Origin of the sequence: Rhizobium lusitanum, from assembly GCF_014189535.1 — a bacterium.
Taxonomy (GTDB): domain Bacteria; phylum Pseudomonadota; class Alphaproteobacteria; order Rhizobiales; family Rhizobiaceae; genus Rhizobium; species Rhizobium lusitanum_C.
On record NZ_CP050307.1, the window covers coordinates 1,815,359 to 1,835,329 of the forward strand.

At 59.4% G+C, this 19,971-nt stretch carries 18 protein-coding genes; 1 reads left to right on the top strand and 17 read right to left on the bottom strand.

Annotation, left to right across the window (positions count from 1 at the left end):
- Positions 1-59: 59 nt before the first annotated feature.
- The 17 genes from HB780_RS11455 to HB780_RS11535 form a co-directional block, all read right to left on the bottom strand.
- A complete protein-coding gene (locus HB780_RS11455; protein WP_183687812.1) occupies positions 60-1,406 on the bottom strand; it encodes an NAD(P)/FAD-dependent oxidoreductase in 1,347 nt (448 codons plus the stop codon).
- Positions 1,403-2,920, bottom strand: a complete 1,518-nt coding sequence (locus tag HB780_RS11460) for an aldehyde dehydrogenase (RefSeq protein ID WP_183687814.1) — start codon at positions 2,918-2,920, stop codon at positions 1,403-1,405. The genes HB780_RS11455 and HB780_RS11460 overlap by 4 nt, the downstream gene beginning before the upstream one ends.
- Positions 2,913-3,824 (bottom strand): dihydrodipicolinate synthase family protein, encoded by a 912-nt coding sequence (locus HB780_RS11465; RefSeq protein WP_183687816.1) that lies wholly within the window; start codon positions 3,822-3,824, stop codon positions 2,913-2,915. The genes HB780_RS11460 and HB780_RS11465 overlap by 8 nt, the downstream gene beginning before the upstream one ends.
- Positions 3,821-4,531 (bottom strand): GntR family transcriptional regulator, encoded by a 711-nt coding sequence (locus HB780_RS11470; protein ID WP_183687818.1) that lies wholly within the window; start codon positions 4,529-4,531, stop codon positions 3,821-3,823. Before HB780_RS11470 ends, HB780_RS11465 begins: the two co-directional genes overlap by 4 nt.
- Positions 4,532-5,031: 500 nt before the next feature.
- Positions 5,032-6,996: a HAMP domain-containing methyl-accepting chemotaxis protein gene (locus tag HB780_RS11475; protein ID WP_183687820.1), complete on the bottom strand. Its 1,965-nt coding sequence runs from the start codon at positions 6,994-6,996 to the stop codon at positions 5,032-5,034.
- 464 nt (positions 6,997-7,460) lie between these two features.
- Positions 7,461-8,360, bottom strand: a complete 900-nt coding sequence (locus HB780_RS11480) for a carbohydrate ABC transporter permease (protein ID WP_183687822.1) — start codon at positions 8,358-8,360, stop codon at positions 7,461-7,463.
- Between the two features lie 15 nt (positions 8,361-8,375).
- Entirely contained in the window at positions 8,376-9,311 is a 936-nt protein-coding gene (locus tag HB780_RS11485) for a carbohydrate ABC transporter permease (RefSeq protein ID WP_183687824.1), read from the bottom strand.
- A 66-nt stretch (positions 9,312-9,377) separates the two neighbouring features.
- Complete coding sequence (locus HB780_RS11490) at positions 9,378-10,691, bottom strand: ABC transporter substrate-binding protein (protein WP_183687826.1); 1,314 nt, start codon at positions 10,689-10,691, stop codon at positions 9,378-9,380.
- A 153-nt stretch (positions 10,692-10,844) separates the two neighbouring features.
- On the bottom strand, positions 10,845-11,912 hold the full coding sequence (locus HB780_RS11495) for an ABC transporter ATP-binding protein (RefSeq protein ID WP_183687828.1): 1,068 nt from the start codon (positions 11,910-11,912) through the stop codon (positions 10,845-10,847).
- A gap of 106 nt (positions 11,913-12,018) precedes the next feature.
- A complete protein-coding gene (locus HB780_RS11500; RefSeq protein ID WP_183687830.1) occupies positions 12,019-12,795 on the bottom strand; it encodes an SDR family oxidoreductase in 777 nt (258 codons plus the stop codon).
- Position 12,796: 1 nt separating this feature from the next.
- Positions 12,797-13,780 (bottom strand): D-erythronate dehydrogenase, encoded by a 984-nt coding sequence (gene denD, locus HB780_RS11505; protein ID WP_183687832.1) that lies wholly within the window; start codon positions 13,778-13,780, stop codon positions 12,797-12,799.
- 5 nt (positions 13,781-13,785) lie between these two features.
- On the bottom strand, positions 13,786-14,553 hold the full coding sequence (locus HB780_RS11510; protein WP_183687834.1) for a FadR/GntR family transcriptional regulator: 768 nt from the start codon (positions 14,551-14,553) through the stop codon (positions 13,786-13,788).
- A 363-nt stretch (positions 14,554-14,916) separates the two neighbouring features.
- On the bottom strand, positions 14,917-15,867 hold the full coding sequence (locus HB780_RS11515; RefSeq protein WP_183687836.1) for an aliphatic sulfonate ABC transporter substrate-binding protein: 951 nt from the start codon (positions 15,865-15,867) through the stop codon (positions 14,917-14,919).
- The gene (locus HB780_RS11520; RefSeq protein ID WP_183687838.1) at positions 15,864-16,610 is read right to left on the bottom strand and encodes an ABC transporter ATP-binding protein; all 747 of its coding nucleotides are present in this window, start codon (positions 16,608-16,610) and stop codon (positions 15,864-15,866) included. The genes HB780_RS11515 and HB780_RS11520 overlap by 4 nt, the downstream gene beginning before the upstream one ends.
- Positions 16,607-17,443: an ABC transporter permease gene (locus HB780_RS11525; protein WP_183687840.1), complete on the bottom strand. Its 837-nt coding sequence runs from the start codon at positions 17,441-17,443 to the stop codon at positions 16,607-16,609. Before HB780_RS11525 ends, HB780_RS11520 begins: the two co-directional genes overlap by 4 nt.
- Positions 17,436-18,569 carry an LLM class flavin-dependent oxidoreductase gene (locus tag HB780_RS11530; protein ID WP_183687842.1) on the bottom strand — a complete coding sequence of 378 codons (1,134 nt, stop codon included), beginning with the start codon at positions 18,567-18,569 and terminating at the stop codon, positions 17,436-17,438. Before HB780_RS11530 ends, HB780_RS11525 begins: the two co-directional genes overlap by 8 nt.
- A 2-nt stretch (positions 18,570-18,571) precedes the next feature.
- Positions 18,572-19,423 carry an ABC transporter substrate-binding protein gene (locus HB780_RS11535; RefSeq protein ID WP_183687844.1) on the bottom strand — a complete coding sequence of 284 codons (852 nt, stop codon included), beginning with the start codon at positions 19,421-19,423 and terminating at the stop codon, positions 18,572-18,574.
- Positions 19,424-19,553: 130 nt separating this feature from the next.
- Here HB780_RS11535 and HB780_RS11540 point away from each other — a divergent pair, with 130 nt between their 5' ends.
- Positions 19,554-19,958: an ArsR/SmtB family transcription factor gene (locus tag HB780_RS11540; RefSeq protein WP_286202920.1), complete on the top strand. Its 405-nt coding sequence runs from the start codon at positions 19,554-19,556 to the stop codon at positions 19,956-19,958.
- The last annotated feature ends 13 nt before the right edge of the window (positions 19,959-19,971 follow it).

Below are 19,971 nucleotides of genomic sequence, written 5' to 3' on the forward strand. Positions count from 1 at the left end.
TCCCATTTTTATCGAAGACCCGCGGCGTGCCCGGTCTTCGTCATTGCGCGGCTGAAGGGTCATCCTTCGCGGCCAGCACGCAATTCCTGCCATCGGATCACCGAGTTGATGCCGAGCCATGCGAACGGCTCCGGCGGCAGCCTCGCAGGCTGCGGGTGATCCATGTATTGTTCGAGATGCCGGGACGTCGTCCCGGTCGCCAGTTCGGCCGCCATCATGCCAGCCAGGGTGCTCTTCACGGTTCCGAGCCCGTTTTCGCAGCAGGCGGAATAGAGCCCTTCTTCAATCTCGCCGAAGGCGGGTACGTGGTTCCGGCTGAGGCAGAGCCGCCCGGCCCAGCTATGTGCGAACGGTATGCCCTTCAGACCCGGAAACCGCGCATCCAGCGAACTCCTGTGTTCTTCGGCCATCCTGGCCATGCGCCGGTCCGTCACGCTGACTGTCGTCTCGTAAGTGTACTTAGTCCGGATCGCGATGCGCGACTGTCCGCCGGAGGTGATCTTGCGAACCGTCGCGCCCATCGCGTCAGCGGGAAGCAGCGCCCATCTGTCACGCCCGGAGACATCGCGGCCGAAATCTTCCGCCGGGAACGGTGCAGTCATCGAGGCATAGGCAAAGATGTGCATCAGGCGACCGCGGAAATGGCCGAAATCTTCTATATGGCTGTTTACGCCCAGTATCACCCTGGGCGCAGTGACCGTTCCGCGCGCAGACACAGCCGTCCAGGTCCCATTCTCACGCCTCAGCGAGGTGACGGGCGAACGTTCGAAGATCTCCACCTTGCTCAAAAGCCCGGCGGCAAACTGGCGGATATAGTCTGCCGGCTGGATCAGGACAGCGCCCGGCGTATAGAGCCCACCGAGATAGTAATCCGATCCGGTGATCTCGCGCATCTCGGCCGCGTCGAGGAAGGCGTGCTCCTCGCCCGCCCCCTTCAGGGACTGGCCAAAACTCAGGTTCAGCTTCATGCCCCGCGCCGTCGCCGCGGCATTGATCTTGCCCGAGGGATCGAAAGTCTCGCGTGACATCCCGTATTCGGCTGCCGCCTGCGCGGCGAACGCGATCGCGGAGCGGTTTTGGGCCATCTCCAGTCGGGTGGCATCCGTGCCGCCACTCGAATATTCGCTGGAGGAGAGATTGTGCGGAACATCAATCATGAAGCCCGAATTCCGGCCTGCGGTGCCCTTGCCTGCCTCGCTCGCCTCCAGAATGACGATCCTGTCGTCCGGGCGAAGTTCGAGCAGGCGGCGCGCGGCGGAAAGGCCCGCAAAACCCGCGCCGACGATCAGCCAGTCCGCTGTCACGTCGCCTGCCAGGCTCCGGACCGGAAACGAACGCTGACTGATCGCCTCCCAGCCCGAGATGCCGTTTTCCACCGGCAGACGTTTGACGGACTTGGTGGTCATCTGACCGTCTCGTCCACCGAGCGATCCGAGACGTCGATCCAGATCGTCTTCAGCTCGGTGTACTGATCATGCGCATGGATCGACTTGTCGCGGCCGCCAAAGCCTGACTCCTTGAAGCCGCCGAACGGCGTGGTCGCGTCGCCCTCGCCAAAGCAATTCACCGTCACCACGCCGGCGCGGATCTCGCGGGACAGCTTGATCGCATTGCGAAGGCTGCCGGTATAAACCGATGCCGCCAGGCCGTAGGGCGTGTCGTTTGCCAGCGCGATGGCTTCCGACAGGGTTGTGAAGGTAGTCACCGACAGGATCGGACCGAAGATCTCTTCCTGAAACAGGCGACTGTTGCGATCGACGCCATCGATCACCGTCGGCTCCACAAAGATCGACTTGTCCGTCTGGCCGCCAAACACTACGGAGAGCTTCTCCTTGGCGGCGTGATCGAGATAGGATTTCACCTTCTCGAAATGCTCGCGGCTCACCAGCGAGCCGACACGGTTTTCCGGATCGAGCGGATCTCCCATCTTCCAGTCACGCAGATAGGCGCCGACACGCGTCAGCAACTCGTCCTTGATCGAGGCGTGAACGATGAGCCTCGAAGTCGCAGAGCAGTTCTCGCCCATGTTCCAGAAGGCCCCGGCTACGACCTGTTCGGCCACGAGATCGATGTCTTCGCAATCGTCCATGACGACGGCAGGGTTTTTGCCACCGCATTCAAGGACGACGCGCTTCAGGTTGCTGTCGGCGGCGTAGCGCAGGAACCGTCTTCCGGTCACCGTCGAACCGGTGAAGCTGACCATATCTACATCCTTGTGCAGGCCGATCGGCTCCCCGACATCCTTGCCGGTCCCGGTGACGATGTTGAGGACACCAGCCGGAACGCCGGCTTCATGGGCCAGTTCCGCAACACGCAAGGTCGTCAGCGAGGTCTGCTCGGCCGGCTTCACGATCACCGAGCATCCGGCGGCAAGTGCAGGCCCGATCTTCCAGGCCAGCATCAGCAGCGGGAAGTTCCAGGGCAGGACGCAACCGACGACACCGATGGGTTCGCGCACGATAAGCGTCAAGGCGTTCGCGCCGACCGGAGCGGTGTTGTCGTAGATCTTGTCGATCAGTTCCGCATGCCAACGGATGGTATGAATCGTGTCCGGCACGTCCACCGTCTGGCATTCGCGGATCGGCTTTCCGCTATCAAGGCTTTCCAGCACCGCCAGCTCATGGCTGTTTTCTTCCAAGAGCTTTGCAAATTTGAGGAGCACAGTCTTGCGTTCGCCGGGCGAACGCAAGTGCCAGCGACCGTCGTCGAAGGCTTCCTTGGCTTTGCTGACGGCATAGTCGACATCCTCGGCATCGCAGGCAGCGACGGAGGTCAGGACTTTGCCGGTGGCGGGGTTGATCGTCTCGTAGGTTCTTCCGGATGCGGCCGGACGAAACGCACCGTTGATAAAGGCGTTTCCGGGAAGCTCGAGCGTCTGCGCTATTGCTGCGTATTCACTCGCGGTCAGAACGTCATGCATGGTTGGCTCCCGATGTGATCTGCGCAACCGTGCGCTTGAGATTGGCGACGACGGTTTGAAAGGCGCGTTTCTCTTCGGAATTGAGGGGACGAAGCGGCGCTCGGACCGGACCAACCTTCAGTCCGCTCAATTCGCAGCCAAACTTGATCGACTGCACGAACTTGCCGCCATCGAGCGCGTTCATGAAGGGAAGCATCGCGGACATGATCCGGCGGCCCTTGTCGAAATTCTTTTCGAGAACGCAAGCCGCGTAGAGCGCGACGTGCTCCCGCGGCAGGAAGTTCGAGCCGGCGCAAACCCAGCTTTGAGCACCCCAAGCGAAGAATTCGAGTGCCTGGTCATCCCAGCCGCAGGACAGGCCGATATGTGGGAAATCGCGCGCCAGCATATGGACGCGCGCCATGTCGCCGGAGGCTTCTTTGATCGCGACGACGTTCTTCGACTTGCCGACGCGGGAGAAGTACTCCTCGCCCATGGAGACGCCCATGCGGGCGGGATAGTTATAGAGCATGATCGGCAGGTTGGCGGCCCGGTCGATCGCAAGCGCGTGGACCGCATTTTCCCGATCGGTCGGCATGGCATAGGGCGGCGAGGAGACGAGAATTGCGTCTGCCCCGATTTCCCTGGCTGCCTTGGCGTACGCGACGGAGTCCTCCGTGCGTGTCGCGCCGGTGCCGATGATCAGCGGCATCCGGTTTCCAAGAACATCCTTTGCATGGGCTGCGAGATCGAAGCGCTCCTGGGCTGTCTGAGCATAATACTCGCCGGTGGACCCACCGACGATGATGCCATGGACCTTGGCCTCGACGAGGAATTCCAAAACATCGGCAAATGCCTGTCTGTCGATAGTGCCGTCGGCCGCATAGGGCGTAACCGCTGGCGGATAGATGCCTTCAAATTTCACGACTGTTTCTCCAACGATGCGGAGACGGCTCCCACGAGCGCATCCGCCTTCAATCCTTCAGGTGCGATGAACATCTCCATGTTCTCGCGGGAGAGTTCCCAATGCTCAAAGACAAGATCGACCACGGCGTCCTCATCGTGGGCGGCGATCGCGGCAATGAAGCCGTCGTGGTGTTCAACCGACAGCCTCAAGCGCGTGTTCATGTTTTCGTTGCGTGGCCGGAAGAACGTATGGCCGATGCGGGCATGGTCGATGAGAAGCCGTCCAAGACTAGGCTGCAGGTAAACATTGCCCGACATCTCGCCCATGATCTCGTGAAAGCGATTGTTCTCCAGAACCATGGCAAGCGGGTCGGTGGATTGGCTCGCCGCGCGAAAACGCTCCTGGGTATCCTTGAGATCGGAAAGCTGTTTGGGCTTGAAATTCTGGACCGCCAGACGGCCGATCGCCGCGTAGATCATCGGAGCGACGAGAAAGAAGTTCCTGAGCGTCGAGTGGTTCATCGGGATGACCCGAGCACCTCTGTTTTCGCGGATGTCGATATATCCCTCGCCCGCAAGACGGCGGAAAATCTCCCGCACCGGCGTGCGCGAAAGCCCGTAGCGCTCACTGAGGCTCGCCTCATCCAGATCTTCGTCCGGATCAAGCTCCATGGTCAGGATTTGACGCTTCAGATCGTCGTACAGACTGCTTTTGCTGCTTTTCATCGCGAACCTCCGGACAATCTAAGGCCGCTCTGAGGCGAGCTTGGCGGCCGATGTCAGGAAGTTTGCATGCGTTTTGGCATGAGTCAATAGGATTGTATTTTCTTTGTATACATTATCAATATTAAGAAAATACAATTTAACATTCACAGAGCTGTGCTGACCTACAGCGACGGCTCGTCGCCGACGGTTGTGTCAGCTCGAATTGTGTGTGTTCCGGTGTTCAGAACTGGCTCTGACGCAGTGCCGGTGATGAAGAGCTTGTCCCACGCCAATGACGGACGCCACGTCTTTGACGGCGGGTTTGTGAAAGACCAAACCCGACGGGGCGTGCACGAGCCATGACCCGGGGATCGACGAGGGACGTCTTGCGGATCATGGCCTGGAAGGCGCTGGAGATGAAATCCCAATTGGTCTTTCGAAAACCACTGGGGGAGTAAGCCGAAGCCCCTTTCCGCGCCAATATCTATCAGACCGCTATTTTGCCGAAAGGATAGACACCGTCAGAACTCCTCCCAGCTTCCGGTCGACGTAGCGGCATTCCCCTGAAAAGCGGTAGCCAGCTTCGCGGTAAGCCGGCGTGCCGGCGACGCGACGGGCTTCGATATCGTATTGGCAGCGGCAATGGTGGCGGGTTTGCCGCGATTGGAGGTAACTTGAGCGCTGATTCTGAACTCCGACAACAGATGAAACAAGGCCTCGGCCTCGGATGCCAAGTTATGGGCCGAAGCCGTGGCCTGCTCGACCATCGCAGCGTTCTGCTGCGTACCTTGGTCCATCGTGTTCACGGACGCGTTGATTTCCTTGAGGCCCGTCGCCTGTTCCTTCGAAGCCTCCACGATAGCCCCGACATTGCCGTCAACCTGTTGAACTTGGACGACAATCTCTTCCAGTGCTTTTCCGGTTTCGCCGACCAGGGAGACACCGTTTCGGACATGATCGTTTGAGGTGTTGATCAGATCCTTGATCTCTTTCGCGGCCTTTGCCGAGCGCTGCGCAAGCTCACGCACCTCCTGGGCGACGACGGCAAAGCCTTTTCCCGCTTCACCAGCGCGCGCTGCTTCAACCCCTGCATTCAACGCAAGGAGATTAGTCTGGAAGGCGATCTCGTCGATGACGCCAATGATATTGCCAATTTCGGTCGCGGACGTTTCGATCTTGCCCATGGCCTCGACGGCGCTGCGAACAACGCGCCCGGAGTGCTCGGCACTTTCCTTTGTCTTGCGGACGAGGTGACCGGCCTCCTGTGCGCGGTTGCTGGATCCCGACACGGTTATGGTGATCTCTTCCAGCGCTGCCGCTGTTTCCTCCACCGAGGCGGCCTGTTGTTCAGTTCTCCGCGCAAGATCGTCGGAGGAGGAGCGAATTTCCTGTGCACCCGAAGCGATGGCGCTCGCGTTCTCGGCGACCTTTTGCATCGCCAGTCGCAGTTTCTCCACGGCCTGATTGAAATCGACGCGCAACTGGTCGAGCGATGGAATGAACGGGTTCGTAATCTCGCGAGTAAGGTCGCCGTTCGCCAGCCCTTGAAGGCCGTCGGCCAGCTGATTCACCGCAGCATTGGTTTGTTCGGATAAGGCGTTGCGTTCTGCAGCCTCAGCTTCGAGCCTCTTGCGTTCGCCAATGGCCCTTGTCGTCTCTGCGTCCGCGTCTCGTGCTGCCTTCGCCGAAATTACGTCACGGAGTGTTGCGACAGCGCGCGCCAACATCCCGATCTCATCACCGCGTTTTTCCAGCTTGCGGTCGCCCTCCATGTTGCCTTCCGCCATCGACTTCAGCGAATTCTGAAGCTTGGCGAGCGGCCCGGTAATGGAGCGCGCCGTAAATGCAGCAGCTACGAATGCCAGAAGAGTAGCAATTCCGAGCGCAGTCACAGCAAGTGAGTGGAAGCCGCCGGCAGCGCTTTGAACCTCGCCTCCGATCAATTTATTCAGGGCCTCCTGATAGTCAATGAACTTGTTGATCGCTTTCAGCCAGGCGACGAACTGAGGTCTGGCCTGTTCCAGAAGGATCTTGCGGGCTGCGTCTCCATCGCCTTTGTCCTGAAGCGCGATGATCTCGGCAACCAGCGGATTGGTCTTGGCCTGTACTGCGGAAATCTCATCGAGGATCGCCTTCTCCTCGGCCGTAGCGCCGGCCGGCGAAGCGACCATCTCCGCCATCTTCTTTTCGTTTTCCGAATAGGTCGAGGCGAGCTTCTCGATAACCTTCACAGCAGCCTGCCGTTCATCCGCGGATGTCACGAGCGTTACGTCCCGGATCGCGATTGCCCTATCGTGAACGCTGCCTCGGTAATTGATCGCGTAGCGCTGCTTTACGCTGTTGATGTCATTGATCAGCCCGAGATTGTGATCGATCTTCCCGACTTGACCCGTCGAGTAGAATGTCAGGCCGATCATCAGAATGAGCAGGAAGCCAAACCCTGCCGCCAAACGAGTGACAATGCCGAATGCTTTCAAACTTGCCATGAAGGTTCCCCACCTACGATTTTGGATTTTTGCTACTGGCGCCAAACATCGGCGACAAACAGGGCAAGGGAACGTTGCACCGGATAAGGGCCTGACATTGCCGGCCCCCAATCATCCCGAAAATTTCTGGGCGCTTAGTCATCCGCCCACACCCCGGTCTCCACCTGATGCTACATTTCTGCGACAATATGGTTTACATTGTATGAACCATATCAATACTCCCCAGAGTAGTTACAGGAATACCGGACAACATATAATATTATGTAATTTATCATTAAATTATACTTAGCTACAATTCCTATGAAACTATGCTTCACCTGATTTCGGAGCGCGCGCACTCTGATGACAACAAGTTTTATTGAAATGGTCGCGTTGAATTAGCGCTCCTTCAAGCCAGATGATGCCAACTGCGAACCGCCGAATGCACTTTCGTCTCGTGTCGCCTTCGCCCCTGTCGGCCTTCATCATTCCTTCACCGCGCCCGTCATCGACGAAACGTAGTAGTCGACGAAGAAGGAGTAGAGAATGACGACCGGCAATGAACCGAACAGGGCGCCGGCCATCAGCGAACCCCACTCGAAGACATCGCCGCGTACCAGTTCCGTTAGAACACCGACCGGAATGGTCTTGTTTTCCGAGGATTGGATGAAGGTGAGCGCATATATGAATTCGTTCCAGGAAAGCGTGAAGGCAAAGATGCCCGCCGATATAAGCCCGGGCACGGCGAGCGGAAGAATGATCTTCATGAGGATCTGCCAACGGCTGGCACCATCGACCAGCGCGCTTTCTTCCAGCTCGAAGGGTATCGACCTGAAATAGCCCATCAGCAGCCAGGTGCAGAACGGGATGAGGAAGGTTGGGTAGGTGAAGATGAGAGCCAGCCTGGAATCGTAGATCCCCAGTTTGAAGACAATGAAGGCCAGGGGAATGAAAAGGATCGACGGCGGAACGAGGTAGGCCAGGAAGATCAGCAGCCCGATCGAACGCGAGCCGGTAAAGCGTATGCGCTCGATGGCATAGGCGCCGAAGACGGAGGCGAGCAGCGACAGCGCCGTCGATCCGACCGCCACCAATATCGTGTTCCACAGCCAGCCAGGATAGGAGGTCTCGAAGAACAGGTATTTGATGTGATCGAGCGTCGGCTCGACGACCCAGAAGGGGCTGTAATTGTCATAGTCGGTCAACTGCGCGTTCGGCTTGATGGCCGTTATGGCCATCCAATAGAACGGAAACAGCAGCACGAAGACGAAGACCGCCATCGGCAGATAGAGCATGACGATGCGCCGAGGCAGGCGGTTGAGATAGCTCATACCTTCGACATTGTCGGTCAGGACCGGAGTGGTGGTGTTGGCTTTGGTGTTCATGGCGTTCTCCCGATCTCAGTCCTGTCCGCCCTGCTGCCATTTGCGGCGCTGCAGACCGAAGAAGCTGAACATGATGGCGGCAAGCAGAAAGGGGATCATCGCGACCGCGATCGCCGCACCCTCGCCGAGTTGACCGCCGGGAATGCCGCGCTGGAAGGAAAGCGTCGCCATCAGATGCGTCGCGTTGACCGGCCCGCCCTTGGTCAGCACATAGATGAGCTGGAAATCCGTAAAGGTGAACAGCACGGAGAACGTCATCACCACGGCGATGATCGGCGTCAGCATCGGCAGCGTCACATGACGGAAACGCTGCCAGCTTGTGGCGCCATCCAGGGATGCCGCCTCCTGAAGCGAAACAGGAATCGTCTGCAGGCCGGCAAGCAGCGAAATTGCCACGAAGGGAATACCGCGCCAGACATTGGCGACGATGACCGAGATGCGCGCATTGATCGGATTGCCAAGGAAATTGATCGGGCTGTCGATCAGGCCCATCTTCATCAAAGACCATGAGATAATGGAAAATTGGGCATCGTAGATCCACCAGAATGCCAATCCCGACAGCACCGTCGGAACCACCCAGGGCAGAAGCACGATCGCCCGGAAGAACGACTTGAACGGCAGATGCTGGTTGAGAAGCAGCGCCAGCCAAAGGCCGAGCACGAATTTCAGGATGGAGGCCACGAAGGTGTAGACCAACGTATTGAAGACCGACAACCAGAAGACGGAGTCCTGAGCCAGGAACTCGTAATTCTCCAATCCGACGAAATTGCCCGTGCGCCCGATCCGCGTGTCCGTGAAACCGAGCCAGACCCCAAGCCCGAGCGGATAGGTGAGAAAACAAACCAGAAAAATGGCGGCCGGCAACATGAAGAGGAAGCCGAGCATATTGTTGTTCCGCATGAGCGATCTGATCGAACTGCGCGTCGTATCCCCGGATGTCACGGTCGACATTGTGTTATCTCCTGATGGACGGTCGCAGCATGCCGTCGCCGGCATGCTGCAGATCTTCGCGCGGGATCAAACCCTGTAGTAACGGTTCGCCCGTCGCTCAGCCTCCTTCATCGCATCCTCCGGCGTCAGCTGGCCGGTCACGGCGGCGGCGAACATGTCGACGAGCACGTAATCGGCCATCACGCCCGCCGATGCATAGCCCAGGGGGCCGGCATAGCCGTTCGGGCGCAGCGTCTCCGAAGCGCGGGCATAGGGCGCATGGACCGGATCGGCGGTCCAGACAGGGTTATTGGCAAAGGCCTTCAGGGGTTGGCAGCAATAGGCGCTCGATCCCTGTATCCAGGCGTTCATCTGGTCGCCTTCCATCATGAACTTGATATAGGCCTTGGCGGCTTCCGGATATTTGGTATGGCTGAAGAGAAGCAACGAGCTCGTCTGGTGCAGCTCGACGCTCTTGCCGATGGGGCCGATCGGGAAGTTGGTGGTCCGGATATCGGCCGCGATCTCGGCGAGTTTCGGGTCTTTCTTCGCCGCATAATAGACCGACACGCCGTTTGCGATCAGCGACACCTGCCCGGCAAGGAAGGCCCGGTTGTTGTTGATGTCCTGCCAGCTTTCCGTTCCGGGGATGAAGGTGGCGTAAAGGTCCTTCGCATAATGAATGGCCGCCAGCGTCTCGGGGCTGTTGATCGTCACCTTGCCGCTTTCATCCACCATCTTGCCGCCATGGCTCCAAAGCAGCCAATGGGCGTAGTTGTTGCCGTCGCCGACGGCCTTGCCGTGCGGGAATCCGGCGGGTGTGCCCTTGGCCTTCATTGCCTTGCAAAGCTCGAGAAAGCCGGCGGTGTCCTTGGGGAATTCGCTGAAGCCCGCAGCCTTCACATGGCTGTCGCGATAGACGACGGCATTGCCGATCGCCGTCAGCGGCATGGCGATGAACTTGTCGCCACGGGTTGCATAGCCGCGCACGCCGTCATACCAGCCGCCGTATTTGTTGCCGAGATAGGTGGCAAGTTCGGTCAGATCGACCAGCTTGTCGGGATACTGATGCGCATCGTCGAACCAGCACATCACCATGTCGGGACCAGAACCGACATTGGCGGCGACGGCCGCCTTCGGTCGGATGTCTTCCCAGCTCTCTTTGTCGACGCGAACCTCGACGCCCGTCGCCTCCGTGAACTTCTTGGTATTGGCAAGCCAGGCTTCCTCGTCTCCCTTGACGAAGGGCGTCCAGCGAAGAAGCCTGAGACTGGCGCCCTTTTCGGGCGTGTAGCCGGGTTCGGCCTGGGCGAAGGCCGGGCGCATGCCGAGCGGCGAAAGGCCGGCGATACCGGCTGCTGCCGCCGAGGCGGCAAGAAAGTCACGTCTCTTGAATGTCATGATATTCTCCTCCTTTGAAACGGGAGCAAATCCCCCGGCGCCCACCTTCCCGCTTGGTGAACGACGACCATTGCATCCGAGCCTGCCGGATGCCTCCGCATCGACCGGTGAGCAGGAAGACTCCTCTTCCTCCAGCTCACCTTTGAAGCGGTATCAGATACTCAATCTCTGACCGCCTTCGGCGTCGAAGAGATGGACATGTGGTGCATCGATGGAGATGCGCAGCGTATCGCCGGGGCGGGCATCGATCCGCTCCCGGAAGATGCAGTTGACGTCGCTGCCGCCAAACCGGACAATCATCTGCGTCTCATAGCCGGTCGGTTCGATCACCGTGATTTCCGCCGGCAGACCGTTGGGATCGAGCGCGATATATTCCGGACGCAGCCCATAGACGAGATCCCGACCCTTTGCGCCGGCAGGCGGATTTGCGACCGGCAGGACGGTTCCGTCCGACGCGATGAACTGGCTGGCATTCTCCGGATTGAGGCGGCCCTTGATCATGTTCATCGCCGGCGAGCCGATGAAGCCGGCGACGAAGAGATTGGCGGGCGTGTCGTAGAGATCGAGCGGCTTTCCCACCTGCTCCACGACACCATCATGCATGACGACGATCTTGTCGGCCATCGTCATGGCCTCGATCTGATCATGCGTGACGTAGACGGTCGTGGTGCCGAGGCGTTGATGCAGCTCCTTGATCTCCGCGCGCATGGCGACCCGGAGCTTGGCATCGAGGTTGGAAAGTGGTTCGTCGAAAAGGAAGACCTGCGGATCACGCACGATCGCCCGACCCATGGCGACGCGCTGGCGCTGACCGCCGGAGAGCTGGCGAGGATAGCGGTCGAGAAGCTTGGTAAGGCCCAGGATTTCCGCAGCCTTGTTGACCCGCTGATCCATGTCGGCTTTCGGCGAGCGTTTGAGCATCAGCGAGAAAGCCATGTTCTGCGCCACCGACATATGCGGATAGAGCGCGTAGTTCTGAAACACCATCGCGATATCGCGGTCGCCCGGCGGGATCCCGTTGACGGCGCGATTGCCGATACGGATCTCGCCGGCGGAAATATTCTCGAGCCCGGCCAGCATTCTCAGAAGCGTAGATTTTCCGCATCCGGATGGTCCGACCAGGATCACGAACTCGCCGTCCGCAATCTCGATGTTCACCCCCTTGATGACCGGAAACGCCCCGAATGATTTCCTGACATCGACAAACTCAACACCTGCCATAAAAGTCCCTCCCCGAACCTATCCCCTTTTTTGACCCCCATCTGCCGGTCGTCCCCTCCTCCAGGATATTCACCGCCAGAACGCGCGCCAAGTCTACTTCAACATCCTATCCCCTGCCGACGAGCGGCATCTTTGTCGCCATCACCGTCATGGTCAGAACATTTGCCTCCAATGGCAGGCTTGCCATGTAGACGACCGCGCGAGCGACATGCTCGGCGGAAATCGTCGGCTCGCTGGCGATTTCCCCGTTCGCCTGCAGCACGCCCGAACTCATCCTCGCGGTCATGTCCGTTGCGGCATTGCCGATATCGATCTGGCCGCAGGCGATATCGTATGGCCGTCCGTCGAGCGCGGTCGATTTCGTAAGGCCAGTAATCGCATGCTTCGTCGCGGTATAGGGGGCGGAATTCGGCCTCGGCGTCGTCGCCGAGATCGACCCGTTATTGATGATACGGCCGCCGCGAGGCTCCTGCGACTTCATCAGCCTGAAAGCCTGCTGCGTGCAAAGGAAGGCGCCGGTGAGGTTAGCCGCGACCACGCCGCTCCACTGCTCGAAAGTGATGTCTTCGAGAGGGATCGCCGGAGCACCGCTGCCGGCATTGTTGACGAGAAGATCGAGCCGACCAAACTCGGTTCTGATCTTGCCGAAGAGATCGGCGACCTGCTCGGCGGCGCCGATATCGCAGGCGATCGCCCGTATCGTGCCGCCGGTCTCGGTTGCAAGTTCGCTGGCGGCTTTCTCCAGCACATCGCTGCGGCGGCCGGTGATGACAACGGCATAACCCTCCGCGCTCAGCGCCCTGGCGATGCTACGGCCGATGCCGGTACCTCCGCCGGTGACGAGGGCGACGGGGATTCTATGTGCGGCTGCGGATTGCGGCATCTCAGATATTCCCTCCAAGCTCATCATCGATATGGATCCTGATGATCTCATCGAAATTGGTTTCCGCTTTGAAGCCAAGGGCCGTCGCGCGCTGCGCACCGAAATCCGTCGCCCATCCCGAAACAATCGAACGGATAACCGGATCGATCTCGCGGCGGATGAGTTTGACTGCTTTTTCGCCCGCGACGCGGCGCAGAGCCTCGATCTCCTCGCCAACAAGCGCCGACAGGCCGGGCATGGTGAGATTTCGGCGCGGCCCGATCCTGCTGCTGTCGATGCGCGCTGCGTGGATGAAAAAGCCGACCGCGGAACGTGGGCTGGCAAACCAGTGCCGGACGCTCTCATCCACCGGCAGCACGGCTTCCTGATGGGCGAGAGGCTCGCGCAGGATGTTCGAGAAGAAGCCGGAGGCTGCCTTGTTGGGCTTGCCGGGCCGGATGCAGATCGTCGGCAGGCGAATGCCGATGCCGTCGAATATCCCTCGCCTCGAATAGTCGGAAAGCAGGAGTTCGCAGATCGCCTTCTGCGTGCCGTAACTCGTCAAAGGTGTCGTGAAGAAATCGTCGCCGATCTTGTCCGGAAAGGGCTGCCCGAAAACCGCAATGGACGAGGCAAAGATGACACGGGGATTGTAGGGCTCTTTCTGTCCCTCATGTCGGATGGCTTCGAACAGCGAGCGCGTGCCATCGAGATTGGTGCTGTAGCCTTTGTCGAAATCCGCCTCGGCCTCGCCGGAGACGATTGCCGCGAAATGGAAGATCAGATCCGGCCGCAAGCCGGAAAGCCTGGCCGCACTGCCAGCATCGGAGAGATCAACCGTCAGCGTGGTGGAAATCGACGCGAGTGCGGCCGGTACCGGCGACGCAATGACATCGACGAGCGTCAACCTGTCGATCCCACAGCCAAGCACTTCCGCTTCCAGACCAATCTTTTCCACCAGCTTGCGGCCGATCATGCCGGCCGCCCCGATAACCATCACATGCATATCAGTCAGATCTCCTCATGCTCGCTGGCTTGAACCGCCTTGTCGGTGGCCAGCAGAATTTTGGTCGTTTCGTAAATGCGTGTCAGATGATGCTGGAACGCCGCAATGACAGCCTCCCGGTCATGCCGCGTAAGGGCCTCAAAAATGGAGAGATGATCGCTATAGCTCGCCTCGATGGCGCCCGGCTTGGACATGGCGTTGCGCCGGTAATTCATCATGTAGGTGTATAGATCGGTGACGAAAGCAGCGAGGAGCGGGTTCCCGCAGGCGCGATAGATCGCGACATGGAATTCGCGGTCGCAAATCAGGAAACGCATGGCATCGTCTCCACCGAGACGTTGCGCCTCCAGCAGGGCCTGCAGCTTTGCCAGCGCCGCGTCGTCGATCCGCTCGGCGGCATCGCCGACCACCTTGAGTTCGACATGGAGACGTGCTGCGTGAACCGATTCCAGATCGTAGCTGTCGATCGCGTTGGGAGAGGCGATCGTCACCGTGATGTGGCTGAGATCGACCTTGCAGACGCGGCTGCGGCTGCCATGCGAAACCTCGATAATGCCCTGCCCGGCAAGCGTCTGGATAGCCCCGCGCACCGTTTCGCGGCTGACATGGAGAACATTGGCCAGTTCGCGCTCGCCCGGCAATTCGTCGCCCGGCCGCAACATATTGGTGGCGATCAGGACCATCAGTTTTTCGGCGATGACCTCACGCGCCGTCCGGCGGGCGAGACTGCGCGCGATATTCGGTACTTCGGTTAAGATTGGACTTTCGTCCATCGCACCCCTCCGGTCCACTGGTTGGTCCAGCAGATCAGTTTATTAAGGGTTGTGAAGTGAAATCCGTCAAGACGATTTCGTCGCCGCAACGCAGCAGAAATGAGATCAATTCCCCCGCACTGCCGCAATCTGAGCGGGAGGGATGGAAATAGCAGATTGGCACACACGCCGCGGCAAGAGCGGCATCAGGAGATTTCACACGCGGAACCTCGGGCAGGCCGCGTGACAAGGTCCGCCTATGCGACACGGATCGCATAGGCGGTTACCTCTCCGGCATCATTCGAAAATCAAGGTGAGCGATACGCTTTTCAACCAGCCCGTCCCACACCGAGGCGATCTCGCCTAAACAATCCCAAGCGCAGCCTACTTCAGCGTGATCATGCCGGCAGCGATATCCGGCGTCGCGGGGATGATGCCGCTTTTCACATACCACTCCGCTATGTTGCCGATCTGCTTGACGTCGGCATCGGTGACGGCGGTTGTTGGTACGGCGTTGTTTTCGCCGATCTTCGCACCAAGTTCGGCCGGAATATTCATTTCCTTGGCCCAGATCGTGCCCGCTTCGGCCTTATTTGCCAGCGACCAGGCATTCTCGCTCTTCACAACATCGAATATGGCCTGCAGCTGATCCAGCTTCTTGGATGCAAACTCGCGGCTTGCGACGAGCACGACGGCATTGTCGGACCCGATCGCCGCACCGTCGGCAAGGACTTTGCCGTCATAGGTTTTCTCGGCAATCGTCAGGAAGGGATCCCAGGTCGCCCAGGCATCGACATGGCCTTGAACGAAGCTCGGTCCGCTGTCGCTGGGGCTGAGGTAAACGCGCGTGACGGTCGATGGATCGACGCCGTTCTTTTCAAGGCCACGCATCAGCAGATATTCGCCGGTCCCGCCCCGGTTCACGGCGACCTTCTTTCCGGCAAGGTCTTTCAGCGAGGAGATGCCCGAGTCACTCTTGATAACAACGCCTTCAGAACCGGCCGCCATCTTCTGATAAGCGAAAACGACAAGCGGGATCTTGGCGGCGAGCGCGGCGATGGACGATGTCGAACTGCCCGCAGTGATATCGATGCTTCCAGCATTCAGTGCTTCAAACGCTGGGGCTGCCGCGGGAAAGGGGCCGGCCCATTCGACCTTGATGCCTTTTTCGGCGAGCGCCTTTTCCAGCGTGCCGCGCGACTTCGCAAGGGTCAGGTCGTTCGGCCCACGCAGCCAGCCGATCCTGACGACATGATCGGCGGCCTGCGCCATCGGCGCAAGTAGTGAGAAGAGAGTAGCGACGGCAAATGCTTTAAAAAATGAGTGCTTTCTCATGGACTTGCGATCCGTTCTGCCTGAGGGGCGTGATGGTGTTCAAGATGATTTTGTTCGACGCCAAGCTGCGACAGAAGCTGGGATTCGATCTGGGTAGCCCGCGGGTCGCTTCGCTGCCGCGGATGTGGGATATCGACGTTGATTTCCAGACTGAAGCGCCCCTGATCGATGACGAGAATCCGATCTGCCAGCGCCACGGCTTCCCAAACGTCATGCGTGACCAGAAACACGGCCGGCCTGTGCTTGCGCCATAGCTCGTCGACAAGTGCATGCATTCTGATCCTCGTCAGCGCGTCGAGCGCCGCGAAAGGTTCGTCGAGCAGCAGCAATTGCGGTGTTCTGACCAGCGCGCGTGCCAGTGCTGCCCGTTGCGCCTCGCCACCCGACAACGTCAGTGGCCAGGCGTCGCGGCGATGCGACAATCCGACATCGGCAAGCGCCTGCTCGGCCGCCTCGCGAGCGTTCGGCAAATTCACGCCGAGAGCGACATTGTCGATGACGCGCTTCCACGGCATCAGCCTCGGCTCCTGAAAGACGACAGCGCGCCGGGTGGGGATCTCGGCTTTCTCCGCAGGTGCCTGATCAAGGCCGGCCAGGACGCGTAGAAGCGTGGATTTCCCGGAGCCACTGCGCCCAAGCAACGCGACGAACTCTCCCGGTTTTATCTGAAGGTCGATGCCATCGAGCACCGCCGGGCCACCGAATGATCGGCTCAGGCCCTGAATATCGACAAGCGCGCTCATGCCGTCACCACTGGGCGCCAGCGCAGCGCATAGGCCTCGATGATCCGCACCAGACCGTCCGTCAGAAGTCCCATCACGGCATAGACCAGAAGGCACACCACGATCACATCCGTTTGCAGGAAGTCACGCGCATAGGTCATGATGGAGCCAATCCCGCTTGACGCGTTGATCTGCTCGCCGACCACGAGACTGAGCCAGGCAACGCTCAGGCCGTAGCGGATACCGACGAGCAACGATGGCAGCGCGCCGGGGATCACGATATGGCGTACGATCCCGAGGGTCCCCAGACCAAGCGTTCTTCCAGCTTCGATCAGTTTGCGGTCAATGCCGCGAATGCCTCCGTGCAAGGTCAGGTAAATCGGGAAGATGCAACCAAATGCCACCATACCGACCTTCGGCACCTCACCAATTCCAAACCACAGGATGAACAGCGGCAGAAGCCCGAGAAACGGCATCGCCTTCAGCATCTGGATTGGCGGATCGATCATCGTTTCCCCGAAGCGGGAAAGCCCGGAAACAAGGCCGAGCAATACGCCCACCACGAGAGCAATGGAGAAACCGGCCGCCACGCGCAGAAACGACACGCCAAGGCCAATGATGAGTTCACCCGATGCCGTCAGTTTCGTACCGGCGGCAATGATCTGAATTGGCGACGCCAGAATCCGTGGCGACAACAAACCGGTGACACTCAAAAACTGCCAGAGAACCAGGATGGCCAGCGGCGACGCCAGGCGACTAAGGAACGAGCCGAGCCGAACCTTGAACCTTTGGCTCTCGTTTTGCGGCACGACAGGCTGGTCCAGCGCCTGCTCGATAAGCCGGGTATCAACCATTCGTCTTCTTTCCTGAGAGGTCGCGGTCGAACAACGTCGACCAGGTGAACTGCTTCCTTTCAGGGGTCAATCGTTCGACCGGCAGTCTCGGCAGGACCGTCTCGCCGAACCGATATGCCTCCTCGAGCAGCGGCATGCCCGACAAAATGAAGGTATCGACGCCAACAGCCTGATAGGCCTCGAGCGTGCGGATGACGGTGTCGGGCGATCCGACGATCGCGGTTCCCGGACCCGGCCGAACGAGGCCGATACCGGCCCACAGGTTTGGCGATATCTCCAGATCGCGGAGATTGTCCGGCTTGATGCCCCCATGCATGCGGCTCATGCGCTGCTGGCCGATGGAATCGGTGTTCGACACGAAACGCTGGTTGGCTGCGATCGCGGCGTCATCCATCTGCTCATAAAGATCGGCGGCAGCCTCCCAGGCCTTCGCGTCGGTTGACCGCACGATGACATAGAGCCGGATGCCATAGTTCAGCTCGCGCCCGTACGCAGCAGCTCGGGCCTTCACCTGCAAGACCTTTTCACCCATCTGTTCGGGCGTTTCTCCCCAGGAGAGGTAGGTGTCGACATGCTTGGCCGCCACCTCGATGGCGCTGTCGGACGAACCGCCGAACCAGAGCGGCGGCGCGGGAATTGAGGAGCCTACCGGAAGCGCAAGCTTGGCGCCTTCCGTCTGGAAATATTTGCCGTGATGGGTCACGCTTTCGCCGGCCATCAGGCGATGCCAGACCGTCAGATATTCATCGGCCATGTCATAACGTTCGTCGTGCGGCAGCGTCATGCCGTAAGCGCCCAGCATCTTGGCGTCGCCGGACACCACGTTCAGAAGCAGCCGCCCGTTGGAAAACTCCTGGAACGTCGCGGCCATCTTCGCCAGCAAGGTCGGCGCCACCAGACCGGGGTGAAACGCCAGAAGAAATTTCATCCGCTCCGTATACGGCAGCAAGGCGCCTGCCAGTGGCCAGACGTCATGGGCGCCCGTTGCAAACAATGCGCCGGTAAAGCCGAGATGATCGTAGGCTTGCGCCAATTGCTTGTAGTAGCCGTAGTCGATCGTGCGTGACCCCTCAGGCTTCCACGGATAAGCGCCATCCGGCGCGCACATGTACCAAAGAACGTTCATGGCTATGAATTCCCCGCGATGGTGTTGGTTGCGATCTCAAGCCTGGTCGCCAGATCCTTGTGACGGAACAGGGTATCAGCTTCCGCCTGCTGCTCGCGAAGGATCACTACACTGGCCGGAACGACACGCCAGTCCCGTTCATTGACAACGCGCGTCCAAGCTCGCCGCTCCACCTCGGTTCCATTCTCCGACAGAAGTGCGGCCGCCTTTTCCGGATCGGATTGGATTTCATTGCCGATCCGCGCCAGTTCATTTGCAAAGCCATCGATGACATCGGCACTCAGCCCACGCTCGCGGATCGTCCAGAAGGTCGACCGGTTCGGGATGGACGCGCCGCAATGGGCGAGTACCCGGAACTCACCTGATGACAGCGACTGCTCAAGGTGCGGGGCCATTGCCACCCAGGCGTCGATTGTGCCGGATCTCAGCGCATCGCGAGAAGGCACCGGCAGCAGATCGTGACGACGTATGTCCCGCAGTTCAAAACCGACATCCTCCAGGCTCCTGGCGAGAAAATAGGTCAAGAAGGAGCCATCGACGAGAGCGACTGAACGGCCCTTCAGATCCGCCAATGTTTCAATTTTGGATTGGCGATTGACCAGGATCGCCCCATTGGCGGGCCTTGGCGTCGATCCGGCAACATAGATCACAGACAGGCCGGAGGCGGCCGCCAAAATCGGCGGCGTCGATCCGGTGCCACCGATGTCGAAAGCACCGGCGGCAAGCTTGGCGGCGGTCTCGCGCCCCTCCTGGTAGGGCACGAATTCGGGATCGAGATCCGCAAAGGCGTCTGGCCAGCGCGACGCGAGACTGAGATGCAGATTGTTCGGATGAAAACCGATCCTCAAGGCCATGAATGTTTCCGCGATCGTTGAAACTCTCAATATACAAAATTATATAATATAAGACCGATTGCAATCGAAGAACGATTCGATCAAACTTTTCCGGATCGAGAGAAAACTATTTCACGGCAAACGCTGCATCATGAAGAGCGCCACGATGAACGTCATGAATGCCGAAAGGCACGAATTAAGGGACCGGCAGAAGGTCAAATGCCGTGCCATCGGCGCCGCGTCGGATTTCCTGAAGGCAATGGCGAATCCTGTTCGCCTTTCGATATTATGTGCCCTGGTGGAAGGGTCTCGTTCGGTAACCGAACTGGAAACCATGCTCGATGTGCATCAGCCGACCTTATCCCAGCAGCTCGGCGAATTGCGGGAAGCGGGCATCATCGTGGGCAAGCGCTCCGCGCGCGCCGTTGTCTATCGCCTCGCCGATCCAAGAGCGGGACAGCTCATAGGCCACCTGCGGCTATTGTTCGCCGATCCCGACGCCTCCGCGATTTGGCGGGGAACATCGGTTGAAGCCGTCTTCACACACCAGATGTGACAGTATGGAACAT